The organism is Stenotrophomonas sp. STEN029 (genome assembly GCF_056760015.1).
Genome location: NZ_JBRREC010000008.1, coordinates 35,106 through 50,293 on the forward strand (window position 1 = coordinate 35,106; position 15,188 = coordinate 50,293).

The window sequence follows — 15,188 nt, forward strand, 5'->3', positions numbered from 1 at the left end:
GCGACCCAGGAACTGACGATGAGCTACGCAAACAACGATGAAGTCCGTGGGGTACTGATACAGGCCGGTACCGAGCGCGTATTGCTGCCCAACGCGACGGTGGCGGAAATGATGTCCCGCGTTGCGGTTGAGCCGATTGCCAATACCCCCGGGTGGCTGGTCGGGCAGATCGCGTGGCATGGCTGGAGCGTGCCGTTGCTGTCCTATGCCGGGCTCAGTGGCCATGGCAATGAAATGGTGACCAGCAACAACAAGGTGGTGGTGCTCAAGGCGCTGGGTGGTAACCCGGACCTGCCGTATTTCGCCCTGCTGACCCAGTCCTTCCCGCAGCTGATCGCGGTACCCCGCGACGGCCTGCTGGCCGACGCATCGGAAGAAAGCCTGCCGGTAGGCGTGCACATGCGCGTATTGCTGGGCGAACAAAGCGCGCTGTTGCCGGACCTGGATGCGGTCGAAAGCGCAGTCATCCTCGCCCTGGCAGAAGCCGTAGCCTGACCTGGTTGTGCGGTAGTGCCGAGCCATGCTCGGCAGGGGCTTTCCCGCCCGAGCATTGTAGGAGCGGCGTAAGCCGCGAAGCTCGCATCACATCAGATTGCAGACGGGCCGGTGATTTCGGCAGTGTCAGCTTCGCGGCTGACGCCGCTCCTACAAAAGCCGACACTGAACGCCCCAGCCGAGCACGGCTCGGCGCTACAGATCGCCCAGCCGCGCCTGCAGGGCCGCGATTGCGGCCAGGCCGGCGGTCTCCGTGCGCAGGATGCGTGGGCCCAGCTGCAGGCCCTGGAAGCCCGCCTCGCTCAGTTGCTGGCGATCGCGCGGCGACCAACCACCTTCCGGGCCTATCGCGATCACAACCCCGTTTGCCGGTGCGTCAGGCAGCGAGGCCAGGCGGTGTTCGCCCAGTGGGTCCAGGGTCAGGCGCAGGGTCTGCTCGGGCAGTGCCGCGGCGGCCGCGGCCAGCGCCTGCGGGCTGCCAATGGATGGGATCCGTGCGCGCCCGGATTGGCCACAGGCCGAACCCACCACGTTGCGCCAATGCGCGATGCGCTTCTCGGCCCGTGCCGCGTCCAGCTTGACCTCGGTGCGCTCGGCATTGACCGGAATGATGCGGCTGACTCCAAGCTCGGTGGCCTTCTGCAGGATCAGGTCCATCTTCTCGCCCCTGGCAATGCCTTGCAGCAAGGTGATCGCCAGCGGTGATTCATTGTCGACGGCCTGGGCGCTGTCGATGTGTACCTGTACCTCGCGCTTGCTGATCGTGCTGAGGGTGGCTGCGTAGTCGTTGCCATCGCCGTTGAACAGGATGCAGCCTTCGCCCTCGCGCAGGCGCATCACCCGTACCAGATGATTGGCCACATCTTCCGGCAGGGACAGGGTCTGGCCGACGGCAAGCGGCAGTTCGATCGGGCTACGGGTAAGGCGCATGGGAGTTCTCGCAAAGGCGGTGCCACATGGGGAGCGGCTGGGTCTGCTAGCATTTCAACGTCATGAAAACGTATCTGCCAATGCGCATTCTATCGGTCTACCGTCGTTTTGCCCGGAGTGGCGCATGAGTCGCCGCCTGCCACAGATCCACAACGTGGTCGAAGAACACATCGGTCCCTTCCGCCAGCAGCAGCTGGATCTGGAGTTTTCCAACGGCGAGCGCCGGCATTTCCAGCGGCTGGTCAGCGGCGGCCACGGCGCTGTCGTGGTGGTGCCGATGCTCGATGAGGAGACCGTGCTGCTGGTGCGTGAATACGCCGCCGGCCTGCATCGCTACGAGCTGGGCCTGGTCAAGGGGCGCATCGATGAAGGCGAAACGCCGATAGAAGCGGCCGACCGCGAACTCAAGGAGGAGGCCGGTTATGGCGCGCGCAAGCTGGATGCGCTGCGCAGCCTGACCTTGGCACCTACTTATATGAGTCATCAGTCCACCCTGGTGCTGGCACGTGATCTGTATCCGCAGCGTCTGCCTGGCGACGAGCCCGAGGAGCTGGAGGTGGTGCCGTGGAAGCTGGCCGAGCTGGACCAGCTGATGCTGCGCGAGGATTTCTCCGAGGGACGCTCGCTGGCAGCCCTGTTCATTGCCCGTGAGTGGTTGCGAGGTGGCGCATGAGCGCAGTAGTTGATGACGTGCTGTGCGAAGGCGTGCTGGATATCGCCCAGCGCGCAGGCGCGGCGATCATGCAGGTCTATGCTAGTGGCTTCGATATCGAACAGAAGGCCGACGACAGTCCGGTCACCACGGCCGACCTGGCCGCCCATCGGCTGATCGTTGCAGGCTTGTCGCAGCTCACCCCGGATATCCCGGTGCTGTCCGAGGAATCCGCGCAGTTGGCTTGGGAGACGCGTCGGCAGTGGCAGCGCTATTGGCTGGTGGACCCGCTGGACGGCACCCGCGAGTTCATCAAGCGCAATGGCGAATTCAGCGTCAATATCGCGCTGATCGAGCAGGGCGTATCGGTGTTTGGGGTGGTGCAGGCACCGGTGACCGAGGTCATCTGGCATGCACAGCGCGGTGGCCAGGCCTGGCGCCGCAGCGGTGAGCAGCAGGATGCGATCAATACGCGGGTGCCACCGGCATCGCCGCTGCGGGTCGCCGCCAGCCGCTCACATGCCAGTGCCCGTACGGCCACCTTGTTGGCGCGGATGGGCGAGATCGAGCTGGTCGCGCAGGGTTCCTCGCTGAAGTTCTGCCGCATCGCCGAAGGGACGCTGGATGTGTACCCGCGCCTTGGGCCAACCAGTGAATGGGATACCGCCGCCGGTCAGTGCGTGCTGGAGGCAGCAGGCGGTGCCGTGTTGGCGGCCGATGACGGCGTGCCGTTTGCCTACAACCAACGCCCGCGTCTGCTCAATGGCGACTTCGTCGCCTTGGGTGATGCCTCGTTGCCGTGGCAGGAGTGGGTGGCCGGGCTTTGACGCCCGGCCACTGGCTGCCTGCAGTGAACTTCAAACGCCGGCAATTGCCGGCGTATTCGTAACAATGGTGATGTGCGCATGTCCGAACTGACCGATATCCAGACCCTGTTGCAGATCATGGCGCGCCTGCGCGATCCCAATGGCGGATGCCCGTGGGACCTGGAACAGGACTTCGCCAGCATCGCGCCGTATACGGTGGAGGAGGCTTACGAAGTGGCCGACGCCATCGACCGCAACGATCTGCCGGATCTGAAGGACGAGCTCGGCGATCTGCTGCTGCAGGTGGTATTCCACGCGCAGATGGCCAGCGAGCAGGGGGCCTTCGATTTCGGTGATGTGGTGGCCTCGATCAGCAACAAGATGATCCGCCGCCACCCGCATATCTTTGCCGACGCCGAAGTCAGTGATTCCGACGAAGTATTGGCCAACTGGGACGAGATCAAACGCAGCGAACGCGCCGCCAAGGGCGAGCAGGATGGGTCGGCATTGGCCGGTATCTCGCGTGGACTGCCGGAATGGCTGCGCGCCACCAAGCTGCAGTCGCGTGCGGCCCGTACCGGCTTCGATTGGCCCGACGCGGTGCCGGTGCTGGACAAGCTGCGCGAGGAAATCGACGAAGTGCAGGCCGAGTTCGCGCTTGCCGCCACAGGCGTGGACAACCACACCCGCCTGCAGGAAGAACTGGGCGATGTGTTGTTTGTCTGCGCCAATCTTGCCCGCCACGCCAAGGTCGATAGCGGCACCGCCCTGCGTCATGCCAACCACAAGTTCGAGCGTCGCTTCCGCGCGATGGAAGCGCTGGCGGCTGCGCAGGGAAACGCAATGTCGCAGCTTGACCTGCAGCAGCAGGAGGCACTGTGGCAGCAGGTGAAGCAGCAGGAAAAGGACGCGGCGAAGTGAAAACCTTTGCCCTGTTCCTGCTGACCGCATTGGCCGAGATCGTCGGCTGCTACCTGCCGTGGCTATGGCTGCGGCAGCAGGGTAGCCCGTGGCTGCTGTTGCCGGCTGCCGCCAGCCTTGCCTTGTTTGCATGGCTGCTGACCCTGCATCCGGCCGCCAGTGGGCGTGTCTATGCCGCCTACGGTGGTGTCTATGTCTGCATGGCACTGCTGTGGCTGTGGCTGGTGGACTCGGTCAAGCCCACCCGCTGGGACCTGCTCGGCGGCGGTCTCTGCCTGCTTGGCATGGCGGTGATCATGTTCGCCCCACGCAGCAACTGAAACGCCTATGCTGGGCGCATCCTGTCCTGGATGCCGGCCATGTCGCGTTTCAGCAGCTTCCGCCAGTTCTATCCGTTCTACCTGGGCGAACACAGCAACGTCGTCAGTCGCCGCCTGCATTTCATCGGCAGCTGCGGCGTGCTGCTCTGTGTCGCGATGCTGCTGTGGAGCGGCCAGCTGCGCTGGCTGTGGTTCGCGCTGCTATGCGGTTATGGGTTTGCTTGGGTAGGGCATTTCTTCTTCGAGAAGAACCGGCCGGCGACGTTCCGCCACCCCTTCTATTCATTTGCCGGCGACTGGGTGATGTTCGTCGACATCCTGCGTGGGCGGGTGCGGCTTTAGGCATATCGGGCGCTTTCCTGGGCTGTGGCTATACTCGCTTCATCTATCGGCACAAGGAGAGGGAAAATGGGCGGCGGAGCAGGGTTGTTGGCGTTGGTGGTATTGGTGGCCGGCATCATTGTGCTGTTCAAGACGGTGCGGATGGTGCCGCAGGGCTACGAGTGGACGGTGGAGCGCTTCGGCAAGTACACGCACACGATGAGCCCCGGCCTGCACTTCCTGATCCCCATCGTCTACGGCGTCGGCCGCAAGGTGAACATGATGGAGCAGGTGCTGGAGGTTCCCAGCCAGGACGTCATCACCAGGGATAACGCGGTGGTGCGGGTGGATGGCGTGGTGTTCTTCCAGGTGCTGGACGCGGCCAAGGCCGCTTATGAAGTGGCGAATCTGGAAGTGGCGATGATCGCCCTGGTGCAGACCAACATCCGCACCGTGATCGGCTCGATGGACCTGGACGAATCACTGAGCCAGCGCGAGACCATCAATGCCAAGCTGCTCAACGTGGTCGACCACGCCACCAATCCTTGGGGCGTCAAGGTCACCCGCATCGAGATCAAGGACATCCAGCCGCCGGCCAACCTGGTGCAGTCGATGCAGCAGCAGAAGATGGCCGAGCAGAACAAGCGTGCCGCCATTCTGGAATCCGAAGGTATCCGCCAATCGGAGATCCTGCGCGCCGAAGGCCAGAAGCAATCCGCCGTGCTGGAGGCAGAAGGTCGCAGGGAAGCCGCCTTCCGCGATGCGGAGGCACGCGAGCGCCTGGCCGAGGCCGAAGCAAAGGCGACGGCGATGGTGTCCGACGCCATCGCCAACGGCAGCGTGCAGGCGATCAATTACTTCATCGCGCAGAAGTATGTGGAGGCCTTCAGTGAACTGGCCAACTCGCCGAACCAGAAGCTGGTGTTGATGCCGATGGAGGCTACCGGCGTGATCAGTTCCATCGCCGGCATCTCGGAACTGGCCAAGGAAGCATTCTCCAAGCAGGGCGAAGCCAAGCAGCCTGCTCGCGGCAACCCGCCGCCGTTGGGGCGCTGAGCCATGCGCTGGGAAGTGGTGGCGTGGGCGGCGCTGGCGGTGGTCCTGTTCGCCGCCGAGGCGCTGGCGCCGGGTGCCTTCATGTTGTGGATGGGGATTGCCGCGGCGGCAGTCTTCCTGACCGTCTGGGCAATCGACGGCATGACCGTGTTGCTGCAGGTGATCCTGTTCGTGGTCCTGAGCTTTGTCTCAATTCAGGTCTATCGCACCTGGTTCCGGCAACGCGCGCGGGCCAGCGACCAGCCGCTGCTCAATCGCCGCGCCGAGCAGCTGATCGGGCGCGTGGTGACGCTGGATCAGCCGATCACCGCCGGCGTTGGCCGGGCCAAGGTGGACGATGCATTCTGGGTGGTGGCCGGCCCGGACCTGCCGCAGGGCAGCACGGTGCGCGTGGTTGCCGTGGACGGCATGACGCTCAAGGTGCAGGTGGTCTGAATACAGCTGCGGTACTGCCGTTGTGGCAGTGCCGCAGGTTTTAAAAGTAACCATCTGGGATAATGGCGGTCCCCTTAGTGTGGAACGGCCATGACCCTGAAGACTCTGCTCAACGAAACCCACCGCTCACTCGGCGCCAAGATGGTCGACTTCGGAGGTTGGGACATGCCGATCCACTACGGCTCGCAGATCGACGAGCACAACCTGGTCCGCAGCGCCGCCGGCATGTTCGACGTCAGCCACATGACCGTGGTCGACCTGAAGGGTGCGCGCACCCGCGAGTTCCTGCGCCAGCTGCTGGCCAACTCCATCGACAAGATCAAGGTCCGCGGCAAGGCCCTGTACTCGTGCATGCTCAATGCGCAGGGCGGGGTGATCGACGACCTGATCGTCTACTTCCTGGCCGAAGACATGTTCCGCATGGTGGTCAATGCCTCCACCCGCGAGAAGGACCTGGCCTGGATCCGTCAGCACGCCGAAGCCTTCGGTGTCGAGGTGGTCGAACGCGAAGACCTGGCCATCGTCGCCGTGCAGGGACCGCAGGCGCGTGCGCTGGTCGCCGGGCTGGTAGCGGAGTCGGATCGTGCCGCGCTGGACAAGCTCGGCCGCTTCGCTGCACTGACCGTCAGCTCCATCGACGGCGTTGAACTGTTCGTCGCACGCACCGGTTACACCGGCGAAGACGGCTACGAAGTGCTGCTGCCGCAGAGCGCGGTCGTGGCGTTCTGGAATGCGCTGCTGGCTGCTGGCGTGAAGCCGGCCGGCCTTGGTGCGCGCGACACGCTGCGACTGGAAGCCGGCATGAATCTGTACGGCCAGGACATGGACGAAGCCATTACTCCGTACGAGGCGGCGCTGGCCTGGACCGTGGCGCTGGATGACCTGGCCGATGGCACGCCGCGCGCGTTCACCGGTCGCACCGTGCTGGAAGCGCAGAAGGCCGCCGGCAACGCGCGCCAGATGATCGGCCTGGTGATGGACGAGAAGGGCGTGCTGCGCCACGGCCAGAAGGTGCTCACCGCCAATGGCGAAGGCGAGATCCTGTCCGGCACCTTCTCACCGACGCTGGGCAAGGCGATTGCCTTCGCACGCGTGCCGGCCGGCGCGCCGGGTGATGTGCGGGTGGATATCCGCGGCAAGGAAGTGCCGGTGCGCATCGTCAAGTTCCCGTTCGTGCGTGACGGCCAGGCACAGGCCGGCATCAATCTTTGACCTGTAGGACCGGGCCGGAAGCGACCTTGCTTCCGGTTCGTTAAACTAGCGCTTCATCCCGACCACCGTTTTTCCGGAGTAGTTCCATGAGCGAGATCCCTGGCGACCTCAAGTTCCTCAAGTCCCACGAGTGGGCCCGTGTCGAAGGCAGCAACCGCGTTACCGTCGGTATTTCCGATCATGCCCAGGGCTTGCTGGGTGACCTGGTCTATGTCGAACTGCCGGCTGTCGGTGACAGCGTGCAGGCTGGCGTTGGCGCCGCTGTGGTCGAGTCGGTGAAGGCGGCCTCCGACGTCTACAGCCCGGTGTCCGGCACCGTTGTCGAAGTCAACGAAGCGGTGACCGACAAGCCGGAAACGATCAACGAAGACGCTTACGGCGACGGCTGGCTGTACGTGGTCGAGCTGTCCGATCCGGATCAGTTGAACGACCTGCTCGGCCCGGACGACTATGCCGAGATGTTGGAAAACGAGGACCACTGAGTCCTGTCGTGATCCGAAAAGCGGCCGCTACCAGCGGCCGTTTTTTTATGTCGGTGTCAGCATCACGTGATGATCGGTGGTGATGAGTGGCCGGCGATGACGCGTCGATGCGGATGCCAACGAGCGCGAAGTGGTTCCAACCGGCGTCGTTGCGGACTGCGAAGTAGTCCAAAAAGTTTGCGCAAAATGATCCGTCGCGCAGCCAAAGTGTTGCCGTCGGCAAACTTTTTTTCGGGTGCTGGAAGTGGCCGGCGACGACTGTTGGTCGCATGTCTTGAGATGCCGTTGGTGTACTGCCAATGCAGCAGCGTGTTGGCAGCGTCGAAACGAATAGTGCACTTTTACCGATGTTTTTTTACTTTGTGTTTTTTTTGAAGCATGCAGGCATGGTGGCGACGGGTGCACATCGCGGGCTGTGGCGGCGGGCGGCCGGGCGCGGAAGGCTGAAGGCTTCCGAAAAATATTTCGCAAAGATAGTTGACAGTAAAAAAAACCGTGATTAGGTTTCGCCCAGCAGACCTTTCCTGCGGAAGCGAGTGAGCCGGATCAACATTCAGACGCGAAGCACAACTTGGACGTCCGCCAGGATTCTCTCGATGGTGGAGCAGGACTCGCTTCCTTCCGCGAAACACCCCCCTGATTTCTATCTGGCACCTGCAGCGGGCCCCGTTGCGGGTGTTTCTGTATCCGTAACGACGCGCTAGACGCGTCGTCGGTCCTCCGCCGAACACCGCGGATTTGCTTCAACTGGGCATTTCAATTCCATAGATCACTGACGAGGAACAAACCATGGCTACGAAGAAAGCTGCTAAAAAGCCGGCCGCCAAGAAGGCGGTAAAGAAAGTCGCCAAGAAGGCTGCCGTGAAGAAGGTTGCCAAGAAGGCAACCGCCAAGAAGGCAGTGAAGAAGGTCGCAAAGAAGGCTGTTGCCAAGAAGACCGTGAAGAAGGCAGCCGCCAAGAAGACCGTCAAGAAGGCAGCTGCCAAGAAGACCGTCAAGAAGGCCGTAAAGAAGGTTGCCAAGAAGGCAACTGCCAAGAAGGCCGCCAAGAAAGTAGCTAAGAAGGCCGTAAAGAAGGTTGCCAAGAAGGCAACTGCGAAGAAGGCCGTCAAGAAAGTAGCTAAGAAGGCCGTAAAGAAGGTTGCCAAGAAGGCAGCTGCCAAGAAGGTCGTAAAGAAGACTGCAAAGAAGGTTGCCGCCAAGAAGCCGGCCGCCAAGAAGGTTGCTGCGAAGAAGAAGCCGGCCGCTCGCAAGAAGAAGGCCGCTCCGGTAGCGCTGCCGGCTACCCCGGCGCCGCTGATCTGATCCAGCTCCACTAGCAGTACCTGAAACTCCTTCCCCGACTGCCCAGCGGGGAGGGAGTTTTTTTATGGGCGTCTTCTGGAATGGCGGGGCAGTGGATGTGGGAGCGGCGTCAGCCGCGAAACCGGCTACACATCCGAGGAACCGAGCCCTGCCTTTGCCGCAGGCAAGGGGAGGGTTGGGAGGGGGGCTTTAGGTTTGCTGGTAAAGCCTATGCCGAGCGTGGCTCGGCACTACAGGTGACGCCGGCCTTTGTAGGAGCGGCGTCAGCCGCGAAGCTGACGGTGCATCCGATCTACCGGCGCTGGCTCCTGCCAAAGGCGACGCTACCGAGCAAAGAAAAAGGCGGCCATCGGCCGCCTTTCGGATACTGCTGGAGATCGCAACGCAGCTCAGCGCGGTGATGCCACCGCGCGATCCGAGGATGCGCCCTTCTTGCCGCCGCGCGCCGGAGCCGCATCTTCAGCCATCAGGTTGTCGCTGCCGAAGTCGGTGTCCACGTCCAACCAGCGCTGTGTCGGCAGGCCGATTGCGCGATCGAGGATGGTCGGCATCATGCCGCTGGGCAGGGTGCTCTCGCCGTTCCACATGATGGCGATGCCCAGGTCGCGTTCCGGTAGCAGCGCGACCAGACCGCGATAGCCCTGCACCGCGCCGGCATGGAAGACAACCTGATGGCCGGAGTAATCGAATACGCGCCAACCCAGCGCATAGCCCGCCGACTCCAGACGCTGATGACGCCAGCCCGAGCGCATTTCGCCTGGCGTGTTCACCAACGGTGCGTGCAGCGTTGCCAGCAAGGGCGCCGGCAATACGTCCGGACGATGGCCGGTGTGCGCCAGCAGCCACTGCGCCATGTCACTGGCACTGGCGTTGACGCCGGCGGCAGGTGCGACGCGGTAATAGGTAGGCTTGGGCGTCAACGACACCCAGCCGTTGCGGCTGCGCACGTGCGGGCGCGCCCAGCGCGGGCTGGCCTGGATGCCGGCCAGGCCGAGGCTGGCATCGTTCATGCCCAGCGGCTTGAGGATGCGCTTTTCAACGGCTTGCTCGTAGAAGCTGCCCGAGGCGGCAAACACCACATCGCCAACCAGGCTGAAGGCGACGTTCTGGTAGGAATAGCATTCGCCGGGTGCGCACTTGAGTGGCGCGGTGGCCAGCTTCTGGGTCAGCGAGTAGTAATCGGCATTGGCCTCGACATCGCGGTCATAGGCATTGCTGGTCAGGCCGACGCGTTGGCTCAACACATCGGCCACGGTCAGCTTGTCGGTTGCCTCGGGCGTTGCCAGACGGAAGCCGGGCACGTAGTCGGTGACCTTGCTGTCCCAGCGCAGGGTGCCGTCGTTGACCAACAGGCCGGCCATGGTGCCGGCGAAGGCCTTGGACAGCGATGCCAGGCGGAACACGGTATGTGCGTCGACTTCCTGCGGGTTGCTGATATCGGTGACGCCGTAACCACGTGCCGACAGTACACGCCCGTTCTGGACGATGGCCATGGCCATGCCGGGGACGCGGTTGCCGTAGGTCAGCTGCTCGGCCAGTGATTCGATGGACGCGACATTGAAGTCGGCCGGCAGCGGCTGTATCTGATCCGGGCGCAGTGCGGTGCGATACGGCATCGGCTGCGTCGGCGATTGAGTGGGCGCGTTCTCCAGGTTCACCGGCAACACGCTTGTCGCGGGCGCGACGGCTGGCGAGCCGTTGTGAGTGGGAGTCTGCGCGGTAGACGACAATGCGAAGGGCATCAACACCCCCAGCAATCCCGATGCCACCGGACGAATGTGCCGGCGCTTGCTCTTGTCTTTCATCGTGATCGGTGCCTGTAAGCTACTGCTGTCGGCGATTCTAGCGCCGCTTTTCATCAATGCACAAACGGGGAGAGAATGAATGGGCATCGCGTTGATATTGCTGATCTTTCTTGTGGTGGTTGTCGCAGTTGTGGCAGCAGGCGTGGGTGTCTACAACGGCCTGGTCCGGGCCCGTAACGGCTACAAGAACGCTTTTGCGCAGATCGACGTACAGCTGCAGCGCCGTTTTGACCTGATTCCCAACCTGGTGGAGACCGCCAAGGCCTATATGGGCCACGAGCGACAGACCCTGGAAGCGGTGATCGCAGCGCGCAGTGCTGCGCAGTCAGGTTTGGCGGCGGCCAAGGCTGATCCGGGTGATGCGGCGGCAATGGCGCAGCTGGCGGCCTCGCAGGGGCAGTTGAATGGTGTGCTGGGGCGCTTGATGGCGGTGGCCGAGGCCTATCCGGAACTGAAAGCCAACCAGAACATGATGCAGCTCAGCGAAGAGCTCTCCAGCACCGAGAACAAGGTCGCCTTCGCGCGTCAGGCCTACAACGACGCGGTGATGGGCTATAACAACCGCCGCGAGACCTTCCCGGCCAATGTATTTGCCGACATGTTCAATTTCGCCACGGCGGCGCTGTTGGATATTCCCCAGGAGAAGCGCGAGCAGGTGCGCGAAGCGCCCAAGGTGCAGTTCTGAGCCTGGCGCAGGCGTAACAGGGGCGCGGGATGAACTTCTTCGAACACCAGGCGCAGGCGCGGCGTAACTCCGGGCGGCTGGTGCTGTTGTTTGCGTTTGCGGTGCTGGCCATCGTGCTGATGGTCGATGTGCTGGTGTGGTTCGGCACTGGCAGCGTGCGCGGCGTGCTGTGGAGCAGCGTGCTGACCGTGGCGGTGATCGGCTTCGCCTCGCTGTACCGGATCCGTTCGTTGAGCGGCGGCGGCGAAGCGGTGGCGGCGCAGATGGGCGGCACCGAAGTGCCAGCCGATACCCGCGATCCGGCATTGCGGCGCCTGCGCAATGTGGTGGAGGAGATCGCAATCGCCTCCGGCGTGCCGATGCCGCGCCTGTACGTGCTGGAACAGGAGGCGGGCATCAACGCCTTTGCCGCTGGTTATTCGCCGGCTGACGCGGCCATCGCGGTGACCCGTGGCACCTTGCAGCGGCTCAACCGCGATGAACTGCAGGGCGTGATCGCGCATGAATTCAGCCACATCCTCAATGGCGACATGCGCCTGAACATCCGCCTGATGGGCGTGCTGTTCGGCATCCTGATGCTCAGCGTGATCGGCAAGCGCGTGCTGCTGCATATGGGCGGCGGCACGCGTGTGCGCTTCGGTCGCAGTGTCGGGCCGGTGTTCTTGTTGATGCTGATTGGTTTGGCCGGCATCGCCATCGGCAGCATCGGCGTATTGTTTGGTCGGCTGATCAAGGCGGCGGTATCGCGCCAGCGCGAAATCCTGGCGGACGCTTCGGCGGTGCAGTTCACCCGGCAGACGCAGGGCTTGGCTGGTGCGCTGAAAAAGATCGGCGGTCTGGATGACGGCTCGCATCTGGCCAACCGTGCCGGCGCCGAGGAAGTCAGCCATATGCTGTTTGGCGAAGGCCTGCGGTTGTCGAGCTGGTTCGCCACCCATCCGCCGCTGGTTGAACGTATCCAGCGTTTGGAACCGTCATTCCGTGCCGAACAGCTGCAGAAGCTGCGCGGTAACTGGTTCAGTGCGCCGCCCGACGGGCTGGCCGAGGATCGCGTGCTGGGCCTGGCGGGGCGCGATGTAGCGAGTGTGGATGCGTTGCTGCCGCCGTTGCCGGGCGTGCAGCGGGTGTCCGTTGATCCGGTGATGGTTGCCGCACAGGTGGCGACGCCTGCCGACGACGATTACCAGCAGGCAGTGCGCCTGGCCGGCAGTCTGCCACTGCCCCTGCGCGCATTGGCTGGCGATCGTGGCGCGGCGCAGCCGCTGTTGCTGGCAATGTTGCTGGACGTGGATGCCGCGGTCGCCGCCCGCCAGCGCGAAGCGGTGAGCGCGCAACTGGGCGAGCCGATGGCCGCCAGCGTAACGAGCATCGCGGCGGGCCCGTTACGCGAGCTGCACGCTGCGCTGCGGCTGCCATTGGCGGCTTTGGCATTCCCGACCCTGCGCAGCTTGCCCCGCCCGCAATTGATGGCTTTCATGCGCTGCATTGATGCGGTGACCCACGCTGATGGGCGCATCTCCCTGTTCGAGTACTGCCTGTCGCGCTTGTTGCTGGTGCAGGTGCAGGCAGCCTTGGATCCATCGCGTCACCTGCATTTCGGCCGCCGCAAAGCCAGCGGCGTGCAACGTGAGTTCGCCATCCTGTTGTCGGTGGTGGCGCGCGCCGGCAACCCCGGCGACGAAGCGGGCGCACGCCGAGCCTATCTGGCCGGCCTGCAGCGCATCCTGCCGCAGGATCATCTGCCCTACGCGCCGCCGGCGAACGGCGTGCTGGCCCTGGATGAAGTCTGGGCACCCTTGGATTCGATGGACCCGCTGGCCAAGCAGCTGCTGGTGGAAGCGGTGACCGCAACGGTGAGCCACAACCAGCGCATCAACATCGCAGAAGCCGAGCTGCTGCGGACCATTTGCGCTACCTTGCATTGTCCCCTTCCAGCAATGCTGCAGGTGGCGTGAGCAGCCGCTTGTCTCCCCCCCCCCCTTTCGCCAAAGGCGAAGGGGAGGGCCGGGGAGGGGGGCTTTCTGCCTCTGCTTGCTTCTCCCTGACAACAACCACTGGGCCTCACCCCAGCATCAACCCAGCCGCCCGCTCCGCAATCATGATTGTCGGCGCATTGGTATTGCCGCTGACCAGTGTCGGCATCACCGAGGCATCGATCACCCGCAATCCATCGATGCCGCGCACACGCAACTGCGGGTCGACCACGGCCGCATTGTTGCTGCCCATGCGGCAGGTGCCGATCGGGTGGTAGATGGTCTCGGCCTTGGCGCGGATGAAGGCTTCCAGGCCGGCATCGTCCAGGTGCTCATCGGCGGGGAACAGCGGAGACTTCCGCCACGGCGCGAACGCGGCCTGCTGCAGGATGTCGCGGCTCAGGCGTGCGGCCTCGATCATCATCTTCAGATCGAAGCCTTCTGCATCGCTCAGGTAGTTGGCCTGGATGCGCGCGGGTGCGGCCGGGTCGGCGCTGGCCAGGCTGATGCGGCCACGGCTGCGCGGATGCAGGTAGCAGGCGTGCAGGGTGTAGCCGTCGCCGGGCAGGCGATTGCGGCCGTGGTTGTCCAGCATCGCCGGGACGAAATGGAACTGGATGTCGGCGCGCTCGTCCGGCGCGAAACGCGAACGAACGAAGCCGCCGGCCTCGGCAACATTGCTGGTGCCTGCACCTTGATGGCCGCGCAGGAAGTAGTTCAAGCCGATCATGATCTCGCTGGCGCGGTCGTAGCTGACGCCCGGCACGCTGCGGTACAGCGTGCAGATATCCAGGTGGTCCTGCAGGTTGGCACCGACGCCGGGTTGGTCGAGCTGGACGTCGATGCCCTGCGCGCGTAGCGCATCGGCGGGGCCGATGCCGGACAGCATCAACAGTTGCGGCGAGTTGATCGCGCCGGCGCTGAGCAATACTTCTGCGGCCGCGTGGTACTGCTGGCGCTGGCCGCCCACGCGCAGGTGCACGCCGGTAACGCGCCCAGCGTCGATCTGCAGCCGTTCAACCAGTGCGCCGGTGACTACCTGCAGATTGCTACGCGAGCGCACTGGAGTGAGGTACGCGGCGGCTGAGGAGCAACGGGCGCCATTCTTCTGCGTTACCTGATAGAGACCCACGCCTTCATGCTGGACGCCGTTGAAGTCGGTGTTGTGTGCGTGTCCAGCCTGCTGCCCGGCTTCGATGAAGGCGCGGCTGAGTGGATTGACATGGCGCAGGTCGGCTACCTGCAGCGGACCGTCGGCGCCATGCAGTGCATCGGCGCCGCGCGCATTGCCTTCGCTGTGGCGGAACCACGGCAGCACGTTGTCCCAGTTCCAACCGCTGGCACCTGCCGCTGCCCAGCGATCGTAGTCGCCGGGCACGCCGCGCACATAGCACATGGCATTGATCGAGCTGGACCCGCCGAGCACCTTGCCGCGCGGCCACCACAGGCGGCGGTTGCCCAACGCGGGTTCCGGCTCGGTGTCGTAGCTCCAGTTCACGCGGCGGTTGTTGACCAGCCGGGCGATGCCGGCCGGCATATGGATGAAGGGGTGCCAGTCGCGTGGGCCGGCTTCGATCAGCAGCACCCGTAGCTGGGGGGCGGCACTGAGCCGGTTGGCCAGCACGCAGCCGGCCGAACCGGCACCGACGATGATGTAGTCGAATTCCTTTGCAGCTTCGCTCACACGCTTCTCCCTCCCGAGTCCCTCAGGATAGAACGGCGCGTTGTACCGGAGTAAGCCCTGCTGCACTGGCGATGTTGCAGTGCATTAGATAACGTACGCGCTCTGC

Annotated in this window: 17 protein-coding genes; 14 read left to right on the top strand and 3 right to left on the bottom strand. The window is 63.9% G+C overall.

Features of this window, described 5'->3' with window-relative positions; genetic code table 11:
• Positions 1-18: 18 nt before the first annotated feature.
• Positions 19-495 (top strand): chemotaxis protein CheW, encoded by a 477-nt coding sequence (locus tag ACVOLI_RS03195; RefSeq protein WP_282271128.1) that lies wholly within the window; start codon positions 19-21, stop codon positions 493-495.
• Positions 496-690: 195 nt separating this feature from the next.
• On the opposite strand, the gene ACVOLI_RS03200 is transcribed toward ACVOLI_RS03195, so the two are convergent.
• Entirely contained in the window at positions 691-1,425 is a 735-nt protein-coding gene (locus tag ACVOLI_RS03200; RefSeq protein ID WP_481533497.1) for a 16S rRNA (uracil(1498)-N(3))-methyltransferase, read from the bottom strand.
• Between the two features lie 124 nt (positions 1,426-1,549).
• On the opposite strand from ACVOLI_RS03200, the gene nudE reads away from it, so the two are divergent.
• The 11 genes from nudE (at position 1,550) to ACVOLI_RS03255 (ending at position 8,935) form a co-directional block, all read left to right on the top strand.
• Positions 1,550-2,098 (top strand): ADP compounds hydrolase NudE, encoded by a 549-nt coding sequence (gene nudE / locus ACVOLI_RS03205; RefSeq protein WP_296252621.1) that lies wholly within the window; start codon positions 1,550-1,552, stop codon positions 2,096-2,098.
• Complete coding sequence (cysQ, locus tag ACVOLI_RS03210; RefSeq protein ID WP_481533498.1) at positions 2,095-2,904, top strand: 3'(2'),5'-bisphosphate nucleotidase CysQ; 810 nt, start codon at positions 2,095-2,097, stop codon at positions 2,902-2,904. Before nudE ends, cysQ begins: the two co-directional genes overlap by 4 nt.
• 78 nt (positions 2,905-2,982) lie before the next feature.
• A complete protein-coding gene (gene mazG, locus ACVOLI_RS03215; protein ID WP_481533499.1) occupies positions 2,983-3,804 on the top strand; it encodes a nucleoside triphosphate pyrophosphohydrolase in 822 nt (273 codons plus the stop codon).
• The gene (locus ACVOLI_RS03220) at positions 3,801-4,124 is read left to right on the top strand and encodes a YnfA family protein (protein WP_282270615.1); all 324 of its coding nucleotides are present in this window, start codon (positions 3,801-3,803) and stop codon (positions 4,122-4,124) included. Before mazG ends, ACVOLI_RS03220 begins: the two co-directional genes overlap by 4 nt.
• A gap of 39 nt (positions 4,125-4,163) precedes the next feature.
• Positions 4,164-4,466 (top strand): Mpo1-like protein, encoded by a 303-nt coding sequence (locus tag ACVOLI_RS03225; RefSeq protein ID WP_296252631.1) that lies wholly within the window; start codon positions 4,164-4,166, stop codon positions 4,464-4,466.
• Positions 4,467-4,532: 66 nt separating this feature from the next.
• Positions 4,533-5,501 (top strand): SPFH domain-containing protein, encoded by a 969-nt coding sequence (locus tag ACVOLI_RS03230; RefSeq protein WP_303747133.1) that lies wholly within the window; start codon positions 4,533-4,535, stop codon positions 5,499-5,501.
• A gap of 3 nt (positions 5,502-5,504) precedes the next feature.
• Entirely contained in the window at positions 5,505-5,936 is a 432-nt protein-coding gene (locus ACVOLI_RS03235) for an NfeD family protein (protein ID WP_481533500.1), read from the top strand.
• Positions 5,937-6,026: 90 nt separating this feature from the next.
• Positions 6,027-7,148 (top strand): glycine cleavage system aminomethyltransferase GcvT, encoded by a 1,122-nt coding sequence (gcvT, locus tag ACVOLI_RS03240; protein WP_481533501.1) that lies wholly within the window; start codon positions 6,027-6,029, stop codon positions 7,146-7,148.
• 86 nt (positions 7,149-7,234) lie between these two features.
• Entirely contained in the window at positions 7,235-7,630 is a 396-nt protein-coding gene (gene gcvH / locus ACVOLI_RS03245) for a glycine cleavage system protein GcvH (protein WP_282270622.1), read from the top strand.
• Between the two features lie 299 nt (positions 7,631-7,929).
• Complete coding sequence (locus tag ACVOLI_RS03250) at positions 7,930-8,133, top strand: hypothetical protein (RefSeq protein ID WP_481533502.1); 204 nt, start codon at positions 7,930-7,932, stop codon at positions 8,131-8,133.
• A gap of 286 nt (positions 8,134-8,419) precedes the next feature.
• Positions 8,420-8,935, top strand: a complete 516-nt coding sequence (locus tag ACVOLI_RS03255) for a hypothetical protein (protein ID WP_481533503.1) — start codon at positions 8,420-8,422, stop codon at positions 8,933-8,935.
• 389 nt (positions 8,936-9,324) lie between these two features.
• On the opposite strand, the gene ACVOLI_RS03260 is transcribed toward ACVOLI_RS03255, so the two are convergent.
• Positions 9,325-10,740 (bottom strand): serine hydrolase domain-containing protein, encoded by a 1,416-nt coding sequence (locus ACVOLI_RS03260; RefSeq protein ID WP_481533504.1) that lies wholly within the window; start codon positions 10,738-10,740, stop codon positions 9,325-9,327.
• A 79-nt stretch (positions 10,741-10,819) separates the two neighbouring features.
• Between ACVOLI_RS03260 and ACVOLI_RS03265 the strand changes: the two genes are divergently transcribed.
• Entirely contained in the window at positions 10,820-11,425 is a 606-nt protein-coding gene (locus ACVOLI_RS03265; protein WP_481533505.1) for a LemA family protein, read from the top strand.
• Positions 11,426-11,454: 29 nt separating this feature from the next.
• The gene (locus ACVOLI_RS03270; protein ID WP_481533506.1) at positions 11,455-13,380 is read left to right on the top strand and encodes a M48 family metallopeptidase; all 1,926 of its coding nucleotides are present in this window, start codon (positions 11,455-11,457) and stop codon (positions 13,378-13,380) included.
• 106 nt (positions 13,381-13,486) lie between these two features.
• Here the strand turns inward: ACVOLI_RS03270 and ACVOLI_RS03275 are convergent, their stop codons facing one another.
• The gene (locus tag ACVOLI_RS03275) at positions 13,487-15,082 is read right to left on the bottom strand and encodes a GMC family oxidoreductase (protein WP_481533507.1); all 1,596 of its coding nucleotides are present in this window, start codon (positions 15,080-15,082) and stop codon (positions 13,487-13,489) included.
• Positions 15,083-15,188 lie beyond the last annotated feature (106 nt).